The organism is Burkholderia sp. AU27893 (genome assembly GCF_002223205.1).
In the GTDB taxonomy this organism is placed as follows: domain Bacteria; phylum Pseudomonadota; class Gammaproteobacteria; order Burkholderiales; family Burkholderiaceae; genus Burkholderia.
This window is the reverse complement of record NZ_NKFD01000004.1, coordinates 1,288,093-1,312,894: the sequence shown is the minus strand read 5'-3', so window position 1 is coordinate 1,312,894 and position 24,802 is coordinate 1,288,093. Positions and strand designations below refer to the sequence as shown.

The window sequence follows — 24,802 nt, the reverse complement described above, 5'->3', positions numbered from 1 at the left end:
GATGAACCTTCGAAACGAGAGTCGGAAAGGGGCGATCGATCCGGCGGCGCGGCTGTCGTGGCGTGTCGCACGGCGTCGAATGGGACGCGATCGTCGCATCGAATAATTACATATGTATTACTTAAACCTTTCTGCGTTCTATTTTTAGGGCGCAATGGCTGCGGCAGGGCGGTTGAATGCGGTCTGACGGAACGCGCCTTCCAGCCGTCTCGGGCAGGCCGGCCGCCGGATGCACTAAACTTGCGGGAATTTTGCATTGCCGCGCCGGGGCCAGACGCCCGTCTGGCACGACGATGCGGCGACTCGCGGGCCGGCGCGGGTGCCCGGCGCCCGTGTGCGTCTGGGGCCCGCGCCGGCCGATTTTTCCCGACCCATGACGACTCGAACCGATTCCGCTTTCCTGCTCGGCGACCTGCTGAAGAACGTTTCCCGCTCCTTCTACCTGACGCTGCGCGTGCTGCCCGACGGCATGCGCGACCCGGTCGGCCTCGCGTACTTGCTCGCGCGCGCGGCCGACACGATCGCCGACACGGCGCTCGTCGCACCCGATCGCCGGGCGGCGTTGCTGACCGACCTGCGCGACGAGGTCGAGCGGCTCGGCGACGGCGTTGCGCTGTCGCGGGCGCTCGAGGACGTGACGCGGATGCAGGCCGATTCGCACGAGCACGTGCTGCTCGGCTCGATGGAGCCGATGCTCGCGCTGCTGCGCGCGCAGCCGGACGCCGACCGCGCGTCGATCCGCAAGGTCGTCGCGACGCTGACTGCGGGGATGGTATTCGACCTGCGCACGTTCCCCGACGAACAGTCGGGGCGCGTCGTGTCGTTGCCGACGCGCGGCGAGCTGGACCGCTACACGTATCTCGTGGCCGGCTGCGTGGGCGAGTTCTGGACCGACATGACGGGCATGCACACGCCGGCCGCGCGCGGCTGGAACCTGCCGGACATGTGCGAGAAGGGCATCCGTTTCGGCAAGGCGCTGCAGATGACCAACATCCTGCGCGACTGCGGGAAGGACCTGCGCATCGGCCGCTGCTATCTGCCGGACGACGTGCTGGGCGCGCATGGGCTCGGTGTTGCCGACCTGATGGCGCCCGATGCGTCGGCGCGCGCGCGCGGCGTGCTCGTCGACCTGCTGCGCGTGACGCTCGACCAGTATCGCGACGCGGGCTTGTATACGCTTGCGATCCCGCGCCGCTTCGTGCGGCTGCGGCTCGCGTGCCTGTGGCCGATCATGATCGGCCTCGAAACGCTCGAGCTGCTGGCCGGCCATGCGGCGTGGCTCGATCCGGCGAAGCCGGCCAAGGTGCCGAGAAAGCGCGTCTACCGGATCATGGCGTCGTCGCTCGCGCTGGTCGGGTCGAACGCCGCGATTCGCGCGCGCCTGACCGCGCTCGCCGATGCCGTGAACGCGCATCTCGGGCAGCCGGCCACGCGCTGACTCGTACTGCACGATGCCGGCGCGACAGGTGCCGGCATCGCCCCTCGGCCCGCGTTCGCCGGGCCATCATCGTTCGCCTCTTCAGGCGTCGACTAAAAACGTTTTCATTTTTTCGTGTCGCGAAACGTGGGTGTCATGAACGTCAGCGATCCTTCGCGGCGGCGTGAGTCGTGGCGTCAGCTACGGCCGCGTTTTTTGTAAGACGATATTTCGCCGAAGGCATCTGACGACATCCGACGGAAGCGTTGCACCCGTAAAAATGTAAAGCTAGGGTTTTCACCGGGAAATGCCGGAAAGGCCTGCCGCGTAAGCGTTTTCAGGTGTTATGTAACCGCTTGGTGAACCCGTGCGTTGCGTCGATCATACGACGACCGACTGCGCGTGTTGGGAAATATTAGGTAATCCGTCAGAATTGCGCCGGCATGTACTCGCACATGTGTCAGTCACAAAACCACACCAGAAAAGAAACATTCTTTGAGGACGGAGAATCAATGAAAAAGCGCGTCGCTTTCGCCATGACGGCAGTTGGCCTTGCAGCCGCTACCGCCGCCCACGCTCAAAGCAGCGTGACCCTGTACGGTATCGTCGACAACGGTATCGCTTGGCAGAACAACTCGTCGGGCACCAGCGCGATCTCGGGTGGTCACTCGAAGGTGCAAATGTCCACCGGCGTGTGGGCAGGCAGCCGTTTCGGCCTGAAGGGCAGCGAGGATCTCGGCGGCGGCACGAAGGCGATTTTCCAGTTGGAAGCCGGCGTCAACACGGCTAACGGCTCGTCGCAATGGACCAACGGCATCTTCACGCGTCAGGCGTGGGTTGGCCTGACCAACAGCACGTACGGTACGCTGACGGCTGGCCGCCAGTACACCGCGTACTACACGCTGCTGTCGCCGTACAGCCCGACGACCTGGCTGACCGGCTACTACGGCGCACACCCGGGCGATATCGACTCGCTGGATACGAGCTACCGTGCGAACAACTCGCTCGTCTACATGTCGCCGAAGTTCTACGGCTTCACGGTCGGCGGTTCGTACTCGTTCGGCGGCGTCGCAGGCGCGACGAACCGTGGCTCGACGTGGAGCGCGGCGATCCAGTACCTGAACGGCCCGGCAGGCATCGCGGTCGGCTATCAGAAGATCAACAACTCGACGCTCGGCGGTGGTGTGTGGGGCGCGAACTCGACCGCACAGAACGGTCTGGACACGAACGGCAACGGTGCGGAACAGGCCGTGTCGTCGATCAACGGCGGTTACAAGACGGCACAGTCGCAACAGCGTCTCGCCGTGACGGCCGGTTACCAGTTCACGCCGGCGTGGGACATCTCGGTCTCGTACTCGAACGTCCAGTACATCCCGGGCACGCTGTCGGCATTCCGCAACACGGCGATCTTCAATACGGCAGGCGCCGTGCTGCACTGGAAGGCATCGCCGCAGTGGGACTTCGCGGCAGGCTACTCGTACACGGCGGCAACGCAGTCGAACGGTGTTTCGAGCTCGGCCAAGTACCACCAGGTCACGCTGTCGCAGTACTACAGCCTGTCGAAGCGCACGGGTCTGTACGCGGTTGAAGCGTACCAGCACGCTAGCGGCAACACGATCAGCGGCCTTACCGGCGGCATCGTCAATGCAACGACGTCGATCGGCGACGGCGTGGGTGCAGGTTCGAAGCAGAACCAGATCGGCGCCGGTGTCGGCCTGATCCACCGCTTCTAAATGTCGCGCGGCGCGCGAGCGCCGCTTGTGGCATGCGGTTGAAGAACCGGCCTTCGGGCCGGTTTTTTTATGCGCGGTACGTATTGCGGCGCGTACTCTGGTTCCGTTACCGGCCGGCATCGACCGTGTGCGGAGGGCGACGAAAGCGGCGCCTGACAAGCGCATCGCTCACGCGGCGCTAGCCTGCAGAAGGCAGCATCCGGCCCGTGCCAATGTCGTCCAGCCCGTCACTTAGCCGCACCATCCGTCCAGCTTCCCGCCAGCGCCTGAAACAGCGCCGCCGTATCGGCGAGCCGGTCTGCCTGCGCGCGCGTACGATCGAGCGCCGTCTGCAACGTCTGCCGCTGCGCGTCGAGCAGGTCGAACGTGCTGATCCCGCCCGCCGCGTAACGGTCGCCGGCAATCCGGTTGCTGGCCGCCGCTTCCTCGGCGGCGGTGTCTCTCGCCTGCAGTGCAGCCGCATCGTGCTCGACGGCACGCATGGCATCGGCCACCTGCTGCAGCGCCTCAAGCACGGTTTCCCGGTAGCTCGCGAACGCCGCGTCGTACGCCGCTTCGGCCGCACGTTTCTTTGCGCGCAGTTCACCGCCGTGAAAGAGCGGTTGCGTCAGCCCGAGGCCGACATTCCACACGTTGAGCCCGCTCACGAGATCCGCGATGCGCGTGCGCTCCGAGCCGATTCCCGCCGAAATCGAAAAGCGCGGATACAGGTTCGCGGTGGCCACGCCGACGTTCGCGCTGGCCTGGTGCAGCACGGCTTCGGCGGCGCGGATGTCGGGGCGTTCGCGTGCGAGCGTCGACGGCAGCGCGACGGGCAGCGTGCGCGGCAGCACGAGCGTATCGAGTGTGAGGTCGGGCAGCACGGCATCGGACGGCGGCACGCCGAGCAGGATCGCGAGCCGATGGCCGGCTTGTGCGAGGCGGGCCTCGAGCGGCGGCAGCGACGCCCGCGTCTGCGCGAGCAGCGCGCGCTGCGCATGCACGTCGGCCTGCGAAACGCCGCCCGCCGCGAAACGCGCTTCGACGATGCGCAACTGCCGCGCCTGCGCATCGATCAGTTGCCGCGTGAGCACGACCTGCTGCGCGAGCGACGCGCGCAGGATCGCGGTCGCGACGACATTGCCCGCGAGCGTCAGGCGCGCCGCGTCGAGCGTGTACGCCTGGTAGTCGACCTGCGCGCGTAGCGCTTCGAGCGCGCGCCGGTTGCCGCCGAACACGTCGAGTACATACGACACGCTCACCGACGCGTCATACAGCGTGAACGGCCCCGGGCTGGGCACGTTGGCGGACAGGCCGAACGCGGTCGTATTGACCTGCTCGCGCGTGGCCGACAGACTCACATCGACTTTCGGCAACATCGTCGCGCCGGCTTCGGCCGCATGGTTCTGCCGCGCTTCGTCGAGTCGCGCGCGGGCCTCGGCAAGCGTCGGGCTGTTGTGCCACGCGGTATCGACGAGCCGGTTCAGCGGTTCGGAGCCGAACTGCGTCCACCAGTGCCGCGGCGTATGCGCGGCCGATGCGAACGTCTGCGCGTCGCCAGTCGGGGCGTCAGCGGCGGCCGTCGTCGCGGGCGGCTCGCCGCTCGTGTAGTGCTGCGTGGCGGGCGCGTCAGGCGCGTGGAAATCCGGCCCGACCGCGCATCCCGCGACGAGCAGCGCGGCAGCCAGCGCACAGCCGCGAGCAGCAGGGTCGACGTGGAAGGAGCGACGCGAAGCCGGTTTCATCGTGCGGCACCTAGTCGAGCGTACGTCGGTAGAAGCGCAGCGCGACGCCCATCACGACGACGGTGAACAGCGCGACCGGCCACACCGACGGCCACAGGTCGCTCCAGCCGTTGCCTTTCAGCAGGATGCCGCGCACGAGGCGGTTGAAGTAGGTGAGCGGCAGCAGGTTGCCGACGAACTGCGCCCACTTCGGCATCCCGGCAAACGGGAACATGAAGCCCGACAGCAGGATGTTCGGCAGGAAGTAGAACACCGCGAGCTGCATCGCCTGCAACTGGTTCTGCGCGAGCGACGACAGCGTGATGCCGACCGTCAGGTTCGCGGCGATGAACAGCAGCGCGGACAGGTAGATCGCGAACACACCGCCGACGAACGGCACGTCGAACACGAAGCGCGCGGCGGCGACGATGATCGACACCTGGATCAGCCCGATCAGCACGTACGGGACGATCTTGCCCGTCATCACCTCGAGCGGCCGCACCGGTGTGGCGAGCAGGTTCTCCATCGTGCCGCGCTCGCGTTCGCGCGTGATCGCGAGGCCCGTCATCATCACCATCGTCATCGTCAGGATCACGCCCATCAGGCCCGGCACGACGTTGTACTGCGTGATGCCCTCGGGGTTGTACAGCCGGTGCAGCACGATGTCGAACGCGGCCGGGCGGCCATTCAGGTAGGCGAGCGGGCCCGTCAGGTCCTTGTCGGCGACGGGCTGCACGAGGCCCGGCAGCGCACCGATCGCCGACGCGGTCGCGACGGGATCGGTCGCGTCCGCCTCGACGAGCAGCGACGGACGCTCGCCGCGCAGCAGCCGCCGCGAGAAATCGGCCGGCACGCTCAGCACGAACTGCACGTCGCCGCGGGCGAGCGCATGCCGGCCGGCCGCCTCGTCGGGCAGCGTCGCGACGATGTCGAAGTACGCGGAATTGCGCATCGCGGCGACGAAGCTGCGCGCGAACGGGCTCGCATCGGCGACGATCACCGCCGTGGGCAGGTGTTTCGGATCGGTGTTGATCGCGAAACCGAACAGCGTGAGCTGGATGATCGGCACGCCGACGATCATCGCGAACGTCACGCGGTCGCGCCGCAGCTGCAGGAATTCCTTCAGCACGATGCTCCACCAGCGGGCGACCGAAAACGCATCGCGCAAGCGCGCCCACGCGTTCATGACGACGCTCCGCCGGGCGGCCCGGATGCGCGGCCCATCATGTAGATGAAGACGTCCTCGAGCCCGGTGTCGATCGGCGCGACCTGCAGCGCGGCAGGCCCGCCGCCTTGCGCCGCGACCTGCGCGAGCGTCGCGTCGAGCCGCGCCTGATCGCGGCCGCTCACGTGCAGCGCCGAGCCGAACACGACCGTCTGCTCGACGCCCGGCATCGTGCGCAGCCGCGCGGACAGTTCGCTCAGATGCGCGCCGGTGATCGCGCGGGTCGCGAGCCCCTGCGACGCGACGATCTCCGCCGACGTGCCCTGCGCGAGCAGCTCGCCGTACGCGATGTATGCGAGCTTGTGGCAGCGCTCGGCCTCGTCCATGTAGTGCGTGCTGACGAGCACCGAGATCCCTTGCGCGGCCAGCCGGTGCAGTTCTTCCCAGAAGTCGCGGCGTGCGGCCGGATCGACGCCGGCCGTCGGTTCGTCGAGCAGCAGCAGCGCCGGCTCGTGCAGCATGCAGGCGGCCAGCGCGAGGCGCTGCTTCCAGCCGCCCGACAGCGCGCCCGTGAGCTGGTCCGCGCGGCTCGCGAGGCCGAGCCCGTCGAGTGCGCGCGCGACGGCCGCCTTGCGGTCGGGCATCCCGTACACGCGGGCGACGAAGTCGAGGTTCTCGCGGATCGACAGGTCTTCCCAGTACGAGAAGCGCTGCGTCATGTAGCCGACGCGCCGCTTGATCTGCGCGCTGTCGCGCACGATGTCGTAGCCGAGGCAGGTGCCGCTGCCCGAGTCGGGCGTGAGCAGCCCGCACATCATCCGGATCGACGTGGTCTTGCCGCTGCCGTTCGGCCCGAGAAAGCCGAAGATCTCGCCGCGCGCGACGCGCAGCGACACGTCCTTCACGACGTGCTTGTCGCCGAAATGCTTGTTCAGGCGATCGACGTCGATCGCATACGGTGCGGGCGGCGCGCTCATGGCACCCTCACGGCGACGGGCTGGCCCGGATGCAGCTTTGGCGCGTCGATGGTGGCCGGGCGCGCCTCGATCATGAACACGAGCTTGGTCCGGCTCTCGTTGCTGTAGATCACGGGCGGCGTGTATTCGGCCTCGCTCGACACGTAGGTGATGCGCGCGGGCACGTCGGTCGCACAGCCGTCGCAGTGGATCGCGACCGTGCGCCCGGGCGCGAGCGAGGCGATCGCGGCCTCCGGCACGAAGAAGCGCACCTTCAGGTTTTGCGGCGGCAGCATCTGCACGACCGGATTGCCGGCCTGTACCCATTCGCCGACGCGGTACAGCGTGTCGTACACGCGCCCGGCGGCGGGCGCGGCGACGCGCTTCTGGTCGAGCTTCCATTGCGCCTCGGCGACCGCCGCCTGTGCGGCGTCGACCTGCGCGGCCTGCGCGGCGACCTGCTGCACGCGGCCCGGCAGGCGCGCGACGTCGACCTGTTTCTGCAGTTCGCGCATCTGCGCGGCAGTCGTTTGCGCGGACGTGCGCGAATCGTCGAGCTGCTGTTTCGACAGGCCGCCAGCGGCGTACTGGCTTTCGTCGCGCGCGAGTTGCGCGGCGGCTCGCGCGGCCTGCGCGGTGGACTGCGCGAGCTGCGCCTGCGTGACCGCGATTTCCGGCGGGCGCTTGCCCGTTTGCAGGTCGGCAAGCTGCGCGCGGGCAGCTGCAAGCTGGTGCTGCGCCTGCAGCAGCGCGGCCGTTTCGCTGACGTCTTCGAGCGAGAAGGCCGGCGCGCCGGCGGCGAGGGTCTGGCCGCGCGCGACCGACAACTGCGTCAGCGTGCCCGACTGCGACGACGACAGGTACACGAATTCGCCTTCGACGTAGCCCTGGTAGGTCGTGCCGTGGCTCGCTGGCCGTCCGCAACCGGCGAGCAGTGCGAGGGCGGCGACGGCGGTGGCCAGCGCGGGCGGCCGCGCGCGGGGCGCGTTCATGACGGCCTCCGTGGCGAGGGCGAGCGGGCCCGTGCGTGCGGCGCGGCGGCCGGCGGCTGCATGCCCGAACCGAGCAGCGCGCGGACGTGGCGGTGCAGCACGTCGCGCTCGATCGGCGGCAGGCCGCCGCGCGCGCTTTGCCACAGTTTCGCGGTCGCGAGCGGCAGCATCACCAGCGCGATGATCGAATGGAACAGGAACGCCGGTTCGAGCGCGGGATTCAGCGTGCCGGCCTGCTGCGCGCCGCGGATGCGTTCGGCGAAGCGCCCGACATGTTCGAGCGGAATGCGGCGGACCATCCGCTCGCGCAGCAATCCGCCCTCATGAATGATCTCGCGCAGCCAGATCGATGGCAGCCATGGCATGCGGTGCGTGACGTCGAAGAAGCGGTCGACGAGTTCGGCGACGAGCGCGAACGGATCGTTTTCGATCTGCGGCTCGGTCGGCCGCCACACGAACGCGATGGCCTGCGCGAGCCGTTCCTCGACGATCGCATCGAGCAGTTGCTCGCGATTCGTGAAGTAGTAGTGAACCATCGCCGACGTGACACCGGTGGCGGCGGCGATCTGCGCGACGGTCGTCGCGGCGATCCCGCGCTCGGCGAACAGCTGCATCGCGACGTCGAGCATGTGGTCGCGCAGGTCGAAATCGTCGACCGACGGGCGGCGCCCGCGCGGCCTGGCGACGGTGGATTTCGCGTTCATGAAATCGACGCTAATTGATGCGTTAGTTAATTTCAAGGAAGGGTTTCCGTCCGGGTTGATCGCGATCAGGCGAGCGTCGAAAGGGGACGCGGGCGGGCGAGGAGGGGACGGATGCGGCGCGGTACGGCAAGCCCGTGGCGGAGTGTAGGGAGCAGCTAATGGAGAAACGGGAGGCGTGGCTGACCCACGGTATGGAAAACCGGTCGCGAAGCGGGGGCCTGTGCCTGGACGATCGCACGCCCCCCGGAAAGCGGTTACTGATCGATCGGCGATGTCAGTGGCACGTGTTCGCCGGTCAACCCGAATACGAGCTGAGCCGGCTCGGTCGCGCTCGCGTTGCGCGACACCGTGTGGCGCGAGCCGGGCGCCTCGTACCAGCCTTCGCCGGCGCGGTAGCGGTGCAGCGGGCCGCCGTTCACCTGCGACAGCACCGCGCCTTTCGACACGACCGCGAACACCGAGCCGAGGTGCCGATGGGCTTCGGACGCCTGGCCGGGCGCATAGTCGACGGTCGCGACGACCGCGAGCTTGCCGGGCGCTTCGGGCACGGCCTGCTGCAGGATCGTGTGCACGTTGTCGCCGGTGTCGTGCGCCCGGGCAGCGACCGGCAGCAGCGCTGCGCCGGCCGCGAGCGAGGCGAACAGGGCGGCGCAACGGAGCGTGGCATCCATCATCGTCGTCTCCTTACTCGGGCATCTTGCGGAACGCGATCGCGAAGCGGTTCCACGAATTGATCGTCGCGATCAGCATCGACAGGTCGAACAGCTCCTCATCGGTGAAATGCGGCTTCACGGCTTCCCAGACGGCGTCGGGCACGTGGTTGCTGGCGACCAGCGTCAGCGCCTCGGTCCATTCCAGCGCCGCGCGTTCGCGCTCGGTGAAGAACGGCGTCTCGCGCCACGAGACGACGGTGGCCAGGCGGCGGTCGGTTTCGCCGCCCTTGCGCGCGTCGGTCGTGTGCATGTCGACGCAGAACGCGCAGCCGTTGATCTGCGACGCGCGCAGCCGGACGAGTTCGGCGAGCGGCTTCTCGATCGAGCTTTTCGCGAGGAATTCCTCGGCGTTGCGCATCACCTTGATCGCATTCGGGCTGGCGGCGTAGAAGTTCAGGCGAGGTTGCATGGCAGGTCCTTTTTCGGTTGGAGCGCGCGGTGGCGCGACAGAACCCACTTTAAGACCGACGCTGGCCTGCTTGAATGGCCAATTTCTGGAAAATTCAGGTAACCAGTGCCGAGCCGCCGACGCCATCCGAACCCAGCAGGCCGGCCAGCGTCGCGAGCGCCGTGTCGATGCGCAGCGTGTCGATCCCGCCATAGCCGAACAGCAGCCCCGCACGCACCGGCACGCCGACGTGGAACGACGAGATGCCGTACAGGCCGATGTCCTGCGCACGGGCCGCGCGGACCAGCGCCGCTTCGTCGAGCCCCTGCTTCAGGTAGGCCGCGAGGTGGATGCCGGCGGTCGGCACGATCGCGTCGAACCACGGCGCGAGTGCGCCGCGCAGATGCGCGATCAGCATCTTGCGGCGCGCATCGTAGTGCTTCTGCACGCGCTTCAGGTGGCGCGCGAAATCGCCTTCGAGCATGAAGCGCGCAAGCGCCGCCTGCGTCAGCGTGCAGGTGTGCCAGTCGACGATCTGCTTGGCCTTGGTCAGTGCGCCGCGCAGCGCGCGCGGCGGAATCGCGTAGCCGATCCGCAGCTCAGGAAAGATCGTCTTCGAAAACGTGCCGACATACGCGACGAGGCCCGTGCGGTCGAGGCTCTTCAGCGATTCCACCGGCCGGCCCTCGAAGCGGAACTCGCCGTCGTAATCGTCCTCGATGATCACCGCGCGGCGGCGCTGCGCCCATTCGAGCAGCGCGACGCGCCGGTCCAGCGTCATCGGCATCCCGAGCGGGAACTGATGCGACGGCGTGACGTAGACGAGGCGCGCGTCGTCGGGCAGCCGTTCCGTCATCAGCCCGTGCGCGTCGACCGGCACGCCGATCACCGTCGCGCCGAGCGACGCGAACGCGGCGCGGGCGGGCGGATAGCCGGGATCCTCGACCGCCACCACATCGCCCGGCCGCACGACGACGCGGGCGATCAGGTCGAGTGCTTGCTGCGCGCCTTGCGTGACGAGCACGTCGTCCCAGCCGCACGCGACCGCGCGGCTGAACGCGACGTAGCGCGCGATCGCGCCGCGCAATTGCGGATCGCCGGCCGGGTCGTGGTACTGGGCGGGGCCGCGCATCTGCTGACGCAGCGCGTGATGCAGGCAGCGCCGCCACGCGTCGAACGGGAACAGCGCCTTGTCGGTCACGCCGCCGCGGAAGTCGAAGCCCGGCGTATCCTGCGGCGCGGGCATCGCGAGCGCGTCGGGCAGGTCGTCCCATAGGGCACGCGGATCGACCGCGTCGATGCGCGGCGTGTATTCGACGAGGGAGGGCGCCGACATGGCCGCGGCGTGCGGCACGCGCGCGAGGCCGTCGGCGACGAACGTGCCGTCGCCCGCGCGCGTGGTCAGGTAACCCTCGGCGACGAGACGCTCGAACGCGTCGAGCGTCGTCTTGCGCGATACGCCGAGCTGTTTCGCGAGGTCGCGGGTCGACGGCAGACGCGCGCCGCCGGCGAGCCGCCCGTCGACGATCGCGGTGCGCAGTTGCCGGAAGATCTGCCCCGTCAGGTCGTGACGGCCTTCGATGCGGATCGCGATGTCCATCGCAGTGGTTACCTCGATTGATGAAATTTCGTGCCGATCAGCATACCGAAGGCGACGAAAGAATGGGTGGTTCCGCGCGGCGTGACGGCTCGCGGGTTGCGCTCGATGCACGAACCGGCCGCACGGTGCACGGCATCCCGGCAGGGCGACGCGGGCGGCCGGCGAAACGGTGCATCATGCAACGCTGGCCCGGGGGCATCCGTCAGGAGTGACGGGCATTCTCAGACGACGCGGCCCCGTCGCGCGATTGGACCTCGGCCCGCCGCTGCCTTACGATCCACGACAGATCCACGACAACCCCACCCCGGAGCGTGCCCATGCTGTCCGAAGACGAACTTGCGCTGCTCGACGCGATCCGCGCCACCGGCAGCCTGTCGCGCGCGGCCGCGCGGCTCGGCAAGGCGCCGTCGACGGTGTCGCACGCGGCGCGCCAGCTCGAAACGCGCTTCGACGCACTGCTGTTCGACCGCCGCGGCTACCGGCTGCAGCTCACGCCGGCCGGCCAGTTGCTGACCGACGAAGCGGCGCGGCTGGCGCTGGACGTCGCGCGGCTGACGCAGCGCGTGCGGCAGGTCGCGAGCGGCTGGGAGGACCGGTTGTGGATCGTCAGCGACGAGGTGCTGGAGTTCGATACGCTGTTGCCGGTCGTGCGCGCATTCGATGCGCTCGACTCGGGCGTGTCACTGCGTTTCACGCACGAAGTGCTCGGCGGGACCTGGGAAGCGCTGCGCGACGGGCGCGCGGACCTGGTGATCGGCGCGACCAACGAGCCGCCGGCGATTCCCGGCTTCAAGTGGTTCGAGCTGGGCGCGATGGAGTGGGTGTTCGCGGTGTCGCCGCGCCATCCGCTGGCCGCCGTGAGCGGCGCGCTGACGCGGGACGCGATCGGCGCGCACCGGGCCGTCGTCGTCGCCGATTCGTCGCGGCGCGCGGCCGGCCGCGCGTATGGCCTGCTCGGCGGGCAGGCCGTGCTGGCGGTGCCGTCGATGCGCGCGAAGATCCTCGCGCAGCGCGACGGGCTTGGCGTCGGCTGGGTGCCGCGCCGGCGCGTGGCGTCGCTGCTCGCCCGCGGCGAACTCGTGGAAAAACAGACGGCCGATCCGCGCGAGCCGAACCTGCTGTATGTCGCGTGGCACGGCGACCGGGACGGCCGCGCGCTGCAATGGTGGCTCGAGCAATTGCGCGAACCGCGGCTCGCGCAGCGCCTGCTCGACGGCATCGACATAGTCGGCTGACGCGGCGCGGCGCGGAACAGCACAAGGCAATCGAATCCACCCGCCCAAACACGTTCGACGATTTCGAACATGTTCGTCACGCCCGTCGTACGGCATGACCGGGCGCGGCGCGCATCCTGTGTTCACGGTCAACTCACCGGTTCACAGGAGAACATCATGCAACGCTTCGAAGGAAAGACGGTCCTCGTCACGGGTGGCAACAGCGGTATCGGCCTGGCGGCCGCCAAGGCATTCGCGGCAGAAGGTGCGCGCGTCATCATCACCGGGCGCGATGCGCAGACGCTCGAGGCCGCGCGGCAAACGCTCGGCGCGGACGCGCTGGCGATCCGCAACGAGGCCGGCAGCGTCGCGTCGGCCCGCGCGCTGGCCGATGCGATCGCATCGGCGGGGGCGCGGCTCGATGCCGTGTTCATCAATGCGGGCGTCGCGAAGCTCGCGCCGTTCGCCGACAGCGACGAGGCCATGTGGGATCTCGTGTTCAACACCAACGTGAAGGGCGCGTATTTCCAGATCCAGTCGCTGGTGCCGCTGCTGAACCGCGGCGCGTCGATCGTGATCAACGGCTCGATCAACGCGCACATCGGGATGCCCGGCTCGTCGGTGTATGCGGCGAGCAAGGCGGCCGTCAATTCGTTCGCGAAGACGCTGTCGACGGAGTTGCTGCCGCACGGCGTGCGCGTGAACGTCGTGAGCCCCGGGCCCGTGCAGACACCGCTCTACGGCAAGCTCGGGCTCGACGCGGCCACGCTCGACGAAACGGCAGAGAAGATCAAGGGCCTCGTGCCGGTCGGCCGGTTCGGTACGCCGGACGAGATCGCGTCGACGGTGCTGCACCTCAGCGCGCCGGAATCCGCGTTCATCGTCGGGGCGGAGATCATTGCATCGGGCGGGATGGGCTTGCTCTGATCGGTGCGGCTCCGGCGGGGCTGCAACCGGCCGGCGAGATGCCGGGCGGGCAGCCCCGTCACATGCAGGACCGATGGCCGTCCGCCCATCGCATCTATCGCGCCGCACAGGCGTTATGCCCATCACCACCGGCATCGAGTTGCGTCACCGTGAGCCCGGAGAACGTCGCGCGGCCGTGTTCGGCGAACACGGCAACGCGGTCCGCGTCGAGCGGCGGGAAGATCAGGTCAGTGAGCGCGACCCGGCCGCCGTTCGCGAACACTTCCACCGAACCGCGATCGACGACGATCTCGAGCCGCAACTGCCCATGCTCGAGCGGCAGGTCCACGATGTGTTCGCGGCTGAACGTGTCGGCGAAATGGGTTTCGCCGGACTGCGAGCGGTCGAGCGTCAGCGTGCGCTTTGCCGTGTCGTACACGATCCGGGTGCCGACCGAGCCATCCGCCGAGCGCCGGACGATCAGGCCGGCACGCGCCGCGTGCTGCGGTGCGAGCGTGACCGTGATGCGCTGGACGACGCCGCGCGTCGCGGCCGACAGCGCACGTATCGTGGAATCGACCGCGAGGTCGCCTTCATGCACGGCGGGCCTGCCGTCCGCCCAGGCGTCGAACGCGGCGGCCGGTGCGACGACGAGCGTCGGTTCGCCGTCGATCGTTTTCAGCGACAGTTCGCGCGGCAGCGTCATCGCGCCGCGCCACGGCGCGGTCGGCGCTTTTGCCGCGTAATCCCAGTTGCTCATCCACGCGATCGCGACCGGGCGTGAGCCGGGCGCGCCCGAGAAGGTGCCGGCTGCGTAGAAGTCGGCGCCATGGTCGACCCAGCGGAATTGCGCGGGATCGGAGCCGGCGGGCGCAATGCAGTCCGGTGTAAACGTGCGGCCGTCGAAGTCGCCGACGAAGTACATCGCGCCGGAGCCGCCGGCGATCGACCACGGATTGACGTTGACGATCATGACCCAGCGGATGCGCGCGGGGTCGCCGTCGAGCGGCAGCGGCACGAGGTCGGGCATTTCCCACAGCGCGCCGTCGTGCGGCACGCCCGGCCGCGTGAAGTCGCTCAGGAAAGTCCAGTGGATCAGGTCGTCCGAGCGATAGAGCTTCACGACGTGCGCGTCGGCGACGACCGTCGTCATCAGCCAGTAGCCGCCCGGCGCATACCACGACACTTTCGGATCGCGAAATTGCTTCGATTCCGGATCGAGCGTCAGCACCGGATTGTGTGCGTACGGCTGCCAGGTCGCGCCTCGGTCGAGGCTGTACGCCAGCGACTGCGCCTGGACGCCCGGCGCGTGACCGGAGCCTGCCTTGTACACGCTCGTGTAAAGCGCGACGAGCGGCGTGTGGCCCGGTTGGCCCAGGCCGGACGTATTGAGCGTGTCGGCGACGAGCGAGCCGGAGAAGATTTCCTCCGTCGCGTTCGCGCGCATCGCGACCGGCTGCTCGCGCCAGTGGACGAGGTCGGTGCTCGTCGCGTGGCCCCACGACATGTTGCCCCAGTCGCGGCCGAGCGGATTGTATTGATAGAACAGGTGATAGCGGCCGTTGTCGTAGACGAGCCCGTTCGGGTCGTTCATCCAGTTGCGCTGCGGCGTGTAGTGGAGCGCGGGCCGCCATTGCGGCGTGTCATGTTCTGCCGGTGCGTGGCAAGGCGCGGCGATGACCTGGGCGCAGGCCACGCAGGCGAGCAGCAACCGGGCGATGCGGACGGAAAAGCGGAAAGACGTCGATATCATGCGGGGTTTCGTGCTTCGTCGTGCAAAGCGGGAAAGGAGGGCGCATGCCGCTTTCAGCGGCGATGTGCGCGATGGATGGAAGAAAAAAGAGGCGCGCACGCGACACGCGCGATACGCGCCTCCTTAACCCCGTGCCTTTACCAGCGTTCGTTATTGTTGGTTATCCTGATTGCCCTGGATGTTGCCGCTGTTGTGGCCGCCGCCGGTCGCGGGCAGGTTCGCCGGAATGTCGCCGTAGCCGCCGAGCCCGCCGCGTCCGTAGGCGCGATCGACCGCCGTCGACGCTCCGTTGATGTTGACCTTCACCGTCGGCGCGAGCGTGCCGCCGCGGCGCGGGCCGATCGCATCGATGAACGATTCGACGAGCCCGCCCGGCATCACGTAGTGCGAATACGACTGGAATTCGCGCGGATTCTGGTTCGGATCCTGCGAATACGGCGCGCCTGCCGGCGCGGAGAAGTCGGTCGGGTTGCCGAGCACGAGGCCGCTGCCGCCGTTCAGCGGCAGGAAGTCGCTGCGGATGCCGTTGCCGACGAAGCCGTACACGCCGTCCGGCCCGTCGACGCCGGCCGCCATCGTCGTGCGGTGGCTGATCGTGAACAGGTAGTACTTGCCATCCTTCAGGTAGATCTGCGGGCGCTCGGTCTGGTCGTCGACGCAGTTCGCGGACAGGATCGGCGGCAGGAATTTCCACTCGGTCAATTGCGGGTTCGTTGCGATCGCGAGGCCGACATTGGCCTTTTGATACACTGCGCCCGAATTCATCACCGCGTTGAGATCTTCCTTGTACGGATCGTTCGGCGCGTAGCCGAGATCCGCGTTGGTGCAGGTGCGTGCGCCGCGCGGGCCGCCCGTGTTGCCCTCGAAGACCATGTAGGTCTTGCCCGGGTGCGCGGGATCGGTGAACACGAACGGGTCACGGAACGAGAAGTAGGTGTTCTGCTGGCCGGACTGGTAGTAGTTGCCGTCCGGTTGCAGCAGCGCCTTGTGATCGTCGAAGCCGCTGAACCAGACGTGCGTGGCGTCGGCGTGGATATGGCCGTCGGCGCGCGTGATGATCGCCTGCGGCGGCGTGATGTCGGCGCCGCCGGGCGCCGAGCGGTTGAACGACGTCGCGGTGTAGTAGAGGCTGACGTTGTCGCCGTGCGTGAGCCGCGCGGAGCCCGACCATTCGGCGTTGTTGGTCATCGGCGCGGTGCCGAACACCTTGGCGCTGGCGCCGTCGGGGAACAGGTGGCCGCCCCAGGTCCAGCCGCCGTTCGCGGGGCGCTGCGACGCGGGGATGCCCGCGCGACGGTAGAAGAAGCCGATGCGCGCATGGACGTGACGGTCGTCGAACGTGTAGCCCGCATGCGGATCGGCGGTGAGCGAGAAGATCACCTCCCAGCCCTTGTAGCTGAGCTGGTTCGCGCGCAGGTCGGCCAGCGGCCACGTGTCCCACACCCACACGTTCGAATTGATCAGCGGGAAATCCTGCGGGATGTCCGGCATCGTCAGCGCCTGCGGCAGCGAATTCTTGTCGGCACCGGCGGTATGCGACTGCGCGACGATCTGGCGAATGTCCGCCCGCGTCCAGCGCATCGTGAAGTTGCCCTCGGGATCGTAGGCCTGCTGCGTATGGGGCGTGGGCAGGGGCGCGCCCGTGCCGCCGGACTGCGCATGCGCGACGGACGCGAAGGCGGCGAGTGCGCCGCCAGCGAGGAACAAGCGTTGGGCCGCCGTCGGGCGGAAAAGGGAAAAGTATGTCATCTCGTCGTCGTTTCCAGGGAAAGTGAAAGTGAACGGCTGAGTGGGCATCGATGTCCAAACCGGTTTGGATGCTATTTCAAACCGGTTTGGAGCGCAAAAGATATTTATTTGACGGTAATCGCTACCGAGCGGAAACAATTGCCGCCCATTGGCATGCCGGGCGGCACATGGAATGCGAGGAACGACGGTGAAGGTGAATCTGAAGGCGCTCTCGGACGCGCTCGGGCTGTCGCGGACGACGGTCAGCCGCGCGCTGAACGGTTACGACGACGTCAGCGAGGCGACGCGCGAGCGCGTGGCGCGGGCTGCGCGCGAAATGGGCTATGTGGCGGATCCGACCGCGCGCCGGCTCGCGACCGGGCGGGCGGACGTGATCGGGATCGTCTATCCGTTCGGCGCGGGCGATCTCGGCGATCCGCGTTTCGGCGAGGTCGTCGCGGGCATCACCGAGCGGCTCGCGGAACGCAATCTCGATTTCATCATCGCGTCGGCGCGACCGAATGCGGAACTGGACACCTATCGGCGCATCGTCGACGGCAAGCTCGTCGACGGGCTGATCGTCGCGCGCACGCGGGTCGACGATCCGCGCATCGCGTACCTGCAGGCGAGCGCGTTTCCGTTCGTGGCCTACGGCCGGACGCAGGTGGCCGAGCCGTATGCGTGGTTCGATTTCGACAACGAGGCCGGCGCGCGGGACGCGGTGCGTCGGCTGACGGCGTTCGGGCACCGGCGCATTGCGATGATCAGCGCGCCGCTGGCGCTGAATTTCGCCGCGCAGCGCCGCGCAGGCTATCTGTCGGCCCTGCGCGAAGCCGGTATCGAGCCGGATCCGGCGCTGATGGTCGAGTGTCCGTTTACGCACGACGGCGGGTGGCAGGCGGCGCGGGCGCTGCTCGCGCGCACCGAGCGGCCGACGGCGCTGCTGGTCGACAACAATATCGCGGGCGGCGGCGCGTTTCGGGCGCTCGTGGACAGCGGGCTGCGCCTGGGCGAGGACATGTCGCTGATCGTCTACGACGGCGTGCCGCCGAACCTCGCGCATCCGTATCGCGTGACGGCGGTCGTGCAGCCGACCGGCCACGCATCGGGGCGCGCACTGGCGGAACTGATGCTGCGGCTGCTGGGCGACGGGGTTCGCGAGCAGCGGCTCGAAGCACCGGCGATCGAGGCGGGTGACACGGACGGGCCGTTACGCGGCTAGCCGCGGCCGCGCAGGTGAAGGGCGCGGGCCACGGCAGACGCCGGCGGATCGCGCGCCGCCGAAAAGGCCATGACGAAGGCAGGGGTTACTAGACGACCGGTCTAATCAGGGGCTATCATCCGTTCCCATGAATGCGACGACGTCCGCGGCGCAGGCAACGAAGACGCGAAATGCCATCTGAATGCCATTTCGCGCTGCGATGCTGGTGGTGCAGCGAGACGCCGTCGTTTTATTTCGAATAATCCTAGACGACTGGTCTAATAGACGCATGTCGCATTCGGATACACGGGTCGCACGTTGACGCGTCACAGCTGACTAACCCACAGGCGTGCCGCGCTGACCAGCCGGAGTTACCGGTCGAGCGGCCCCGTTCCCGTCATCCATTTTCGAAGGAGTGTCCGATCATGAAGATTCTGGTTGTCCTGACCTCGCACGACACGCTCGGCGACACCGGCAAGAAGACCGGCTTCTGGCTCGAGGAACTGGCCGCGCCGTACTACACGTTCAAGGATGCGGGTGTCGAGCTGACGCTCGCGTCGCCGAAGGGCGGCCAGCCGCCGCTCGATCCGAAAAGCAGTGACCCGACGGCCCAGACCGACGCGACGCGCCGCTTCGACGCCGATGCGGCGGCCAAGGCGGAACTCGCGTCGACGCGCAAGCTGGCCGACGTGTCCGTGGACGACTACGATGCCGTGTTCTATCCCGGCGGCCACGGCCCGCTGTGGGATCTCGCCGAGGATCTGCATTCGATCGGCCTGATCGAGCGCGCGCTGGCGGCCGGCAAGCCGGTCGCGGCCGTGTGCCACGCGCCGGGCGTGCTGCGTCACGTGAAGAACCCGCAGACCGGCGAATCGGTCGTGCGCGGCAAGCGCGTGACGGGCTTCACCAACAGCGAGGAAGCGGCCGTCGAACTGACGGAAGTCGTGCCGTTCCTCGTCGAGGACATGCTGAAGACCAACGGCGCGGCGTTCGAGCGCAGCGCCGACTGGGCGCCGCATGTCGTCACCGACGGGCTGCTGATCACGGGGCAGAACCCCGCGTCGTCGGAGCCTGCCGCCGAGGCGCTGCTCGCGCAGCTCGGCCGCCGTTGAGCCCAGGGCGCCGGCCGGGCCGGCGCCATCCCGTATCCGTCGCCGGGCGCAGGCCGGCCCGTCGGCGGCCCGAATCGTTCCGTCGCGCACGTTGCGCGACGCGTTTCCAGTCGTTTTGCAGAACCAAGCAAAGGAGCCGTGGATGTCTGCCCTGTTCGAACCGTTCAAACTCAAGGATGTCACGTTGCGCAACCGCATCGCGGTGCCGCCGATGTGCCAGTACGTCGCGGAAGAGGGCGTCGTCAACGACTGGCATCACGTGCATCTGGCCGGCATCGCGCGTGGCGGTGCGGGCCTTGTGATCGCCGAGGCGACGGCCGTGTCGCCGGAAGGGCGCATCACGCCGGGTTGCGCGGGGCTGTGGAACGATGCGCAGGCCGAAGCGTTCGCGCCGTCGGTCGCGGCGATCAAGGCGGCCGGCGCGGTGCCCGGCATCCAGATCGCGCACGCGGGCCGCAAGGCGAGCGCGAACCGTCCGTGGGAGGGCGACGATCATATCGCCGACGGCGATCCGCGCGGCTGGCAAACCATCGCGCCGTCGGCCGTGCCGTTCGGCGCGCACCTGCCGAAGACGCCGCGCGCGATGACGCGTGACGACATCGCACGCGTGCAGGCCGACTTCGTTGCGTCGGCGAAGCGCGCGCGCGACCTGGGCTTCGAGTGGCTCGAGCTGCACTTCGCGCACGGCTATCTCGGCCAGAGCTTCTTCTCGGTGCATGCGAACCAGCGTGACGACGAATACGGCGGCTCGGCCGAGAACCGCGGCCGCTTCCTCGTCGAGACGCTGGCGGCCGTGCGCAAGGTGTGGCCGGAGCATCTGCCGCTGACCGCGCGCTTCGGCGTGATCGAGTACGACGGCCGCGACGAGGAGACGCTCGCCGAGTCGATCGCGCTCACGCAGCGGCTGAAGCGGGAAGGGCTCGACATGCTGAGCGTGTCGGTCGGGTTCTCGACGCCCGACGCGCAGATCCCGTGGGGCCCGGCGTTCCTCGCGCCGATCGCCGAGCGCGTGCGCCGCGAGGCCGGGCTGCCGGTGTCGTCCGCGTGGGGGATCGACACGCCGCAACTGGCGAACCGCGTGGTGGCGGAGCAGCAGCTCGATCTCGTGATGGTCGGCCGCGCGCATCTGGCCGACCCGCACTGGCCGTACTACGCGGCCAAGCAACTTGGCGTCGAGCGTCCGTCGTGGACGCTGCCCGCGCCGTACGCACACTGGCTCGAGCGTTACCGGAGCGCCGACAAGGTGGCCTGAGCGGGCGGGGTGCCGGGGCGGCGCGCGCATCCCATGCGCCGCCGATCCGGCGCCGATGGATAGAATGGCGGTTCGCGCAGGCCGGTTGCCTGCGCAAACCGCCATTTTTTCTTTTCGACAGAGGTGCCATGGCCGCACATGTCCCGTCGTCTCCCGAGCCCGCCGCACGGCCGCGCGCGCAGCAGATCTCCCGCGCCGTGCTGGTGGCGGCGCTGCTGGTCATCGCGCTGTGGGTGATCCGCGATTTCATTCCCGCCATCGCATGGGCCTGCGTGATCGCCATCGCGATGTGGCCGATGCTGAAGCGCTTCGAATCGCATCGGCTGTTCCGCAACCGCCCGACGCTCACCGCGGTCGTCATCACGGCGGCGATCTCGTTGCTGGTCGTGCTGCCGGTGGCCGTCGCGGCGACCCAGGCGATCGGCCAGGTGCATGACCTGCGCGAGTGGCTGCGCACGATCCAGGAAAACGGCATCCCGGTGCCGGACGTGGTCGCGAGGCTGCCTTACGGCGCGGCGCAGATCACCGAATGGTGGCAGGCCAACCTCGCCCATCCGCTGCATGCGGCCACCGCGATGCACGGCGTCAACAGCGAGAAATTCCTCGCGTTTGGCCGGCAGTTCGGTACCAAGCTCGCGCACGCGCTGCTCGAATTCGGCTTCATGCTCGTCACGCTGTTCGTGATCCTGCGCGCCGGCCACAAGCTGTCGGGGGCATTGCTGCAGGGCGCACGGCGCGCGTTCGGGCGCAGCGGCGCGGAGCTGATCGAGCGGATGGTCGCGGCCGTGTTCGGCACGGTGACGGGGCTCGTCGTCGTCGGGCTCGGCGAGGGCGCGCTGCTCGGTATCGCGTATGCGCTCGCCGGCGTCCCGCATGCGGCGCTGCTCGGCCTCGTCACGGCCATCGCCGCGATGCTGCCGTTCTGCGCGCCTGTCGTGTTCTGCGGCGCGGCGCTCTGGCTGTTCGTGCAGGGCGCGACCATGTGGGCGATCGTGGTGGCCGTGCTCGGGTTCGTCGTCGTGTTCGTCGCCGAGCACTTCGTGCGGCCGGTGCTGATCGGCAGTTCCGCGCGGCTGCCGTTCCTGCTGGTGCTGTTCGGCATCCTCGGCGGTGCCGAGACGTTCGGGCTGATCGGGCTGTTCGTCGGCCCCGCGCTGATGACGGTGCTGACGATGCTGTGGGCCGAGTGGATTGCATGACGATGCGTGCCGAGGCGGCGGCATGAAGCGGCGGTACGGATGCGCGTTCAGGCGCGCATCGGCCGCCGCGACGGGTGCCGATCACGCGTGTGCCGGAGCATGCAATGCAAGGATTCGGATAAAGATCTCTACATTTCTTTTCGATCCGGACCCAAAGGTCGAGTAGCATGGGGCTTTCGATTACGCCGGCATGGCGCGGCCGATTTTCCCAAGCATGCGATTGATTACGATGTCCCGTCCCGCAGCGACGCTGTCCCTGGCCGCCAGCTGCCTGATGTTGCACGGTTGCGCGTGGTTCGACTCGTGGCTGCCGTTCTCGTATTCGCGCACGCCGCTCGCGAGGGCCGCGTCGCGGCACGGCGCGACGCGCGCCGATGTCGTCCGGGCCGCCGGCAATCCGCGCAGCGTATGGATGGTCCGCAACGGCAACGGCGTCTGCTACAACTACTTCATCGAGCACGGCAACGATCACCGCGAGTATTTCGTCGTGTTCGACAGGGCCGGTGTCGTCACGCAATACGGCTTCGATTCCTGCATGAACGCCGACCGCAAGGGCACGCTCCAGCCGGGCAAGGCCGCGTCGCGCTAGCGCGGCGGCGGCCTTGCCCGTTCGCCGTTACGCGATCGTGTCGACCACGCCGCCGTCCACCCGCAACGCGGCGCCCGTCGTTGCCGACGCGAGCGGCGAGCACACGTAGACCACCAGGTTCGCGACTTCCTCCGGCGTCGCCGGCCGCTGGATGATCGAGCTCGAGCGCTGGCTGCGCACGAAATCCACGGCCACGTCCTCGACGCTGCGGCCGGTTTCGTCGGCCGTTTCCTTCAGCAGCGCCCGCACGCCGTCCGACATCGTCGGCCCCGGCAGCACTGAGTTGACCGTCACGTTCGTGCCGGCCGCGAGCTTCGCGAGGCCGCGGGCGATCGACAGCTGCGCCGTTTTCGTGAAACCGTAATGAATCATGTCGACCGGGATGTTCAGGCCGGATTCCGACGAAATGAACACGACGCGCCCGGCATTGCGTTCGATCATCCCCTTCAGGTAATGCCGCGCGAGGCGCACGCCGGACATCACGTTCATCTGGAAGTAATGTTCCCATTCGGCGTCGTCGATGTCGAAGAACGCCTTCAGGCCGTAGATGCCCGCATTGTTGACGAGGATGTCGGCCGCGCTCGTGTGCTGCGTGACGCGCGCAACGCCGGCGGCATCGGACAGGTCGGCCGCGACGCCGTCGAAGTCCGCATCGGGGACGGCGGCGCGCAGGTGCGCGAGCGCGGACTGCACCGACGCATCGCTGCGGCCGTTGACGACGACGCGCGCACCGGCGCGCGCGAGCCCTTCGGCGATCGCGAGCCCGATGCCGGCGGTGGAGGCGGTGACGACCGCGGTCTTGCCTTTCAGATCGATATGCATGTGCGTGACGGGAGAGGAATGAACGGAATCGCTGCGGGTGCCGCGGCGGACGGAATTCAAAGCTTAGGCGAAACGGGGCGATCCGGTATTGAAGCCGCGGCCGGCGATCCGCCGATCCGGTTGCGCGGCGCCGCACAGTCTTGTACGGTGAGCGTTCGCCGTCCGAACCGGGAGCCCGCCGCGTGAGCCGTACCGCCAACCGATCCGTCGTCCCGTCGCCGTTCTGGCGGGATGCCGCGCTGCCGTTCATCGAGGCGCGCACCGTCGACGACGGCCGCGCGATCTGCTACGCGAAGCACACGCACGACACGTTTTCGGTGGGCGCGATCGTCGGCGGCACGAGCACCTACGTGAACGGCGCGACGAACGCGCACGTCGGGCGCGGCGTGCTGGTGATCATCGATCCCGAACAGGTGCATGCGTGCAATCCGTATGGCCCCGACGCATGGGCGTACCGGATGGTCTATGTCGACGTGCCGTGGCTCGCGCGGCTTCAGCATTCGCTGGGCCGCGATCCGAACGGCGATTTTCACGGCTTTTCGCAGAAGTTGACGGAGCGGCGCGACCTGTTCGCGCAATTTGGCGGCTTCTACCGCACGCTCATCACTCCCGGCGTCGATCCGCTCGGCAAGGAGAGCGCGGCGGTCGAGTTCTTCACGGCGCTGCACGGCGCGCTCGATCGCGACCTGCCCGGCCCGCGCGCCGGGGACGACAACGCCCGGCTCGCGCGCGCGGCCGACTACATCGCCGCGCATTGCCGCGAGGGCGTCACGCTCGATGCGATCTGCGCGGCGGCCGATCTGTCGCCGTCGTACCTGATCCGCGCGTTCAACGCCCGCTACGGGATGACGCCGCATGCGTTCCTGATCGATCGCCGCGTGCAGTACGGCCGCACGGAGCTGCGCCGCGGCCGGCCGATTGCCGACGTCGCGCTGGACGCGGGCTTCGCCGACCAGGCGCATTTCCAGCGCGCGTTCCGGCGGATCGCAGCCGCGACGCCCGGGCAATACCGCAGCGCGACGAACTGAACGGCACGCGCTACACGTCGAGCAGGAACAGGGCGCTGCCCGCGAGCAGCAGCGCCATCAGGCGGTTGAACACGCGCATGTGCCGCGCGTTCGCCAGCCGGTGCCGCAGCGACGCGCCCGCATACGACCAGCACGCGATCGACGCGAAACAGATCACCAGATACAGCGCGGCGAATTGCCAGACCTGCGTGCGGTCGCCATCGGCCGCATATGCGCCCATCGCGGCCACGCACGCGAGCCACGCCTTCGGATTCAGCCACTGCATTGCCGCGCCGGCCGCCGCCGACGGGCCGGCCACGTCCGGGTCGGCCGACAGCCGGCCGTCATCGAGCGCGAGCCGCAGCGCCATATAAAGCAGGAACGCGATCCCCGACCACTGCGTGGCCGTCGTCAGCACCGGCCAGCGCGCGAGCGCCGCGTGCAGCCCGAGGCCGATCAGCAGGAACAGCGCGACGAAGCCGAGCGTCGCGCCGGCCGCGTAGCGCAGGCTCGCGCCGAGGCCGTGGCGTGCGCCGGCACTGAGCGCGACGATGTTGACGGGGCCGGGGGTGATCGACGAGGCGAGCGCGAACGCGGCCATCGAAACCAGCATGCTCATAGGGTGTCTCCATGCGAAAGGTCGAAAGT

Annotated in this window: 22 protein-coding genes; 10 read left to right on the top strand and 12 right to left on the bottom strand. The window is 68.5% G+C overall.

From position 1 onward, the window contains the following. The first annotated feature begins 373 nt into the window (after window positions 1–373). Window positions 374–1,438, top strand: coding sequence for a phytoene/squalene synthase family protein (locus CFB47_RS25785; RefSeq protein ID WP_089462718.1), 1,065 nt, complete (start codon window positions 374–376; stop codon window positions 1,436–1,438). 491 nt (window positions 1,439–1,929) lie between these two features. Then, entirely contained in the window at window positions 1,930–3,150 is a 1,221-nt protein-coding gene (locus tag CFB47_RS25780; protein WP_071332677.1) for a porin, read from the top strand. 227 nt (window positions 3,151–3,377) lie between these two features. On the opposite strand, the gene CFB47_RS25775 is transcribed toward CFB47_RS25780, so the two are convergent. The 8 genes from CFB47_RS25775 to CFB47_RS25740 all read right to left on the bottom strand — a co-directional run bounded on the left by CFB47_RS25775 (window position 3,378) and on the right by CFB47_RS25740 (window position 11,371). Next, window positions 3,378–4,874 (bottom strand): efflux transporter outer membrane subunit, encoded by a 1,497-nt coding sequence (locus tag CFB47_RS25775; RefSeq protein ID WP_089462717.1) that lies wholly within the window; start codon window positions 4,872–4,874, stop codon window positions 3,378–3,380. 10 nt (window positions 4,875–4,884) lie between these two features. Continuing rightward, the gene (locus CFB47_RS25770; RefSeq protein ID WP_089462716.1) at window positions 4,885–6,039 is read right to left on the bottom strand and encodes an ABC transporter permease; all 1,155 of its coding nucleotides are present in this window, start codon (window positions 6,037–6,039) and stop codon (window positions 4,885–4,887) included. Next, window positions 6,036–6,995, bottom strand: coding sequence for an ABC transporter ATP-binding protein (locus tag CFB47_RS25765; protein ID WP_089462715.1), 960 nt, complete (start codon window positions 6,993–6,995; stop codon window positions 6,036–6,038). Before CFB47_RS25765 ends, CFB47_RS25770 begins: the two co-directional genes overlap by 4 nt. Next, window positions 6,992–7,966: an HlyD family secretion protein gene (locus tag CFB47_RS25760; protein ID WP_089462714.1), complete on the bottom strand. Its 975-nt coding sequence runs from the start codon at window positions 7,964–7,966 to the stop codon at window positions 6,992–6,994. Before CFB47_RS25760 ends, CFB47_RS25765 begins: the two co-directional genes overlap by 4 nt. Beyond that, window positions 7,963–8,670 carry a TetR/AcrR family transcriptional regulator gene (locus tag CFB47_RS25755; protein ID WP_089442592.1) on the bottom strand — a complete coding sequence of 236 codons (708 nt, stop codon included), beginning with the start codon at window positions 8,668–8,670 and terminating at the stop codon, window positions 7,963–7,965. Before CFB47_RS25755 ends, CFB47_RS25760 begins: the two co-directional genes overlap by 4 nt. A gap of 254 nt (window positions 8,671–8,924) precedes the next feature. Beyond that, complete coding sequence (locus CFB47_RS25750) at window positions 8,925–9,344, bottom strand: cupin domain-containing protein (RefSeq protein ID WP_089462713.1); 420 nt, start codon at window positions 9,342–9,344, stop codon at window positions 8,925–8,927. Between the two features lie 10 nt (window positions 9,345–9,354). Continuing rightward, complete coding sequence (locus CFB47_RS25745) at window positions 9,355–9,792, bottom strand: carboxymuconolactone decarboxylase family protein (RefSeq protein WP_089442590.1); 438 nt, start codon at window positions 9,790–9,792, stop codon at window positions 9,355–9,357. Window positions 9,793–9,886: 94 nt separating this feature from the next. Continuing rightward, window positions 9,887–11,371, bottom strand: a complete 1,485-nt coding sequence (locus CFB47_RS25740; protein ID WP_089462712.1) for a PLP-dependent aminotransferase family protein — start codon at window positions 11,369–11,371, stop codon at window positions 9,887–9,889. A 317-nt stretch (window positions 11,372–11,688) separates the two neighbouring features. Between CFB47_RS25740 and CFB47_RS25735 the strand changes: the two genes are divergently transcribed. Continuing rightward, window positions 11,689–12,606: a LysR family transcriptional regulator gene (locus CFB47_RS25735; RefSeq protein ID WP_089462711.1), complete on the top strand. Its 918-nt coding sequence runs from the start codon at window positions 11,689–11,691 to the stop codon at window positions 12,604–12,606. 156 nt (window positions 12,607–12,762) lie between these two features. After that, the gene (locus tag CFB47_RS25730) at window positions 12,763–13,512 is read left to right on the top strand and encodes an SDR family oxidoreductase (RefSeq protein ID WP_089442587.1); all 750 of its coding nucleotides are present in this window, start codon (window positions 12,763–12,765) and stop codon (window positions 13,510–13,512) included. A 94-nt stretch (window positions 13,513–13,606) separates the two neighbouring features. On the opposite strand, the gene CFB47_RS25725 is transcribed toward CFB47_RS25730, so the two are convergent. Together CFB47_RS25725 and CFB47_RS25720 are read right to left on the bottom strand one after the other, a co-directional pair. Next, entirely contained in the window at window positions 13,607–15,244 is a 1,638-nt protein-coding gene (locus tag CFB47_RS25725; RefSeq protein WP_089462710.1) for a glycoside hydrolase family 32 protein, read from the bottom strand. Between the two features lie 150 nt (window positions 15,245–15,394). Further along, complete coding sequence (locus CFB47_RS25720; protein WP_089462709.1) at window positions 15,395–16,993, bottom strand: glycoside hydrolase family 68 protein; 1,599 nt, start codon at window positions 16,991–16,993, stop codon at window positions 15,395–15,397. Between the two features lie 172 nt (window positions 16,994–17,165). Between CFB47_RS25720 and CFB47_RS25715 the strand changes: the two genes are divergently transcribed. From CFB47_RS25715 to CFB47_RS25695, 5 genes are all read left to right on the top strand, one after another. Beyond that, the gene (locus tag CFB47_RS25715) at window positions 17,166–18,194 is read left to right on the top strand and encodes a substrate-binding domain-containing protein (protein ID WP_089462708.1); all 1,029 of its coding nucleotides are present in this window, start codon (window positions 17,166–17,168) and stop codon (window positions 18,192–18,194) included. A 404-nt stretch (window positions 18,195–18,598) separates the two neighbouring features. Next, on the top strand, window positions 18,599–19,285 hold the full coding sequence (locus tag CFB47_RS25710) for a type 1 glutamine amidotransferase domain-containing protein (RefSeq protein WP_089458114.1): 687 nt from the start codon (window positions 18,599–18,601) through the stop codon (window positions 19,283–19,285). A gap of 142 nt (window positions 19,286–19,427) precedes the next feature. Beyond that, the gene (locus tag CFB47_RS25705) at window positions 19,428–20,537 is read left to right on the top strand and encodes an NADH:flavin oxidoreductase/NADH oxidase (RefSeq protein ID WP_089462707.1); all 1,110 of its coding nucleotides are present in this window, start codon (window positions 19,428–19,430) and stop codon (window positions 20,535–20,537) included. 128 nt (window positions 20,538–20,665) lie between these two features. Then, window positions 20,666–21,736, top strand: coding sequence for an AI-2E family transporter (locus CFB47_RS25700; RefSeq protein ID WP_089462706.1), 1,071 nt, complete (start codon window positions 20,666–20,668; stop codon window positions 21,734–21,736). Window positions 21,737–21,950: 214 nt separating this feature from the next. Beyond that, window positions 21,951–22,325, top strand: a complete 375-nt coding sequence (locus CFB47_RS25695) for a hypothetical protein (protein WP_089442751.1) — start codon at window positions 21,951–21,953, stop codon at window positions 22,323–22,325. Between the two features lie 27 nt (window positions 22,326–22,352). Here CFB47_RS25695 and CFB47_RS25690 read toward each other — a convergent pair whose 3' ends face one another. Next, the gene (locus CFB47_RS25690; RefSeq protein ID WP_089442580.1) at window positions 22,353–23,147 is read right to left on the bottom strand and encodes an SDR family NAD(P)-dependent oxidoreductase; all 795 of its coding nucleotides are present in this window, start codon (window positions 23,145–23,147) and stop codon (window positions 22,353–22,355) included. Between the two features lie 182 nt (window positions 23,148–23,329). Between CFB47_RS25690 and CFB47_RS25685 the strand changes: the two genes are divergently transcribed. Then, window positions 23,330–24,175: an AraC family transcriptional regulator gene (locus CFB47_RS25685; RefSeq protein WP_089462705.1), complete on the top strand. Its 846-nt coding sequence runs from the start codon at window positions 23,330–23,332 to the stop codon at window positions 24,173–24,175. A 10-nt stretch (window positions 24,176–24,185) separates the two neighbouring features. On the opposite strand, the gene CFB47_RS25680 is transcribed toward CFB47_RS25685, so the two are convergent. Further along, window positions 24,186–24,773: a LysE family translocator gene (locus CFB47_RS25680; RefSeq protein WP_089442578.1), complete on the bottom strand. Its 588-nt coding sequence runs from the start codon at window positions 24,771–24,773 to the stop codon at window positions 24,186–24,188. Window positions 24,774–24,802 lie beyond the last annotated feature (29 nt).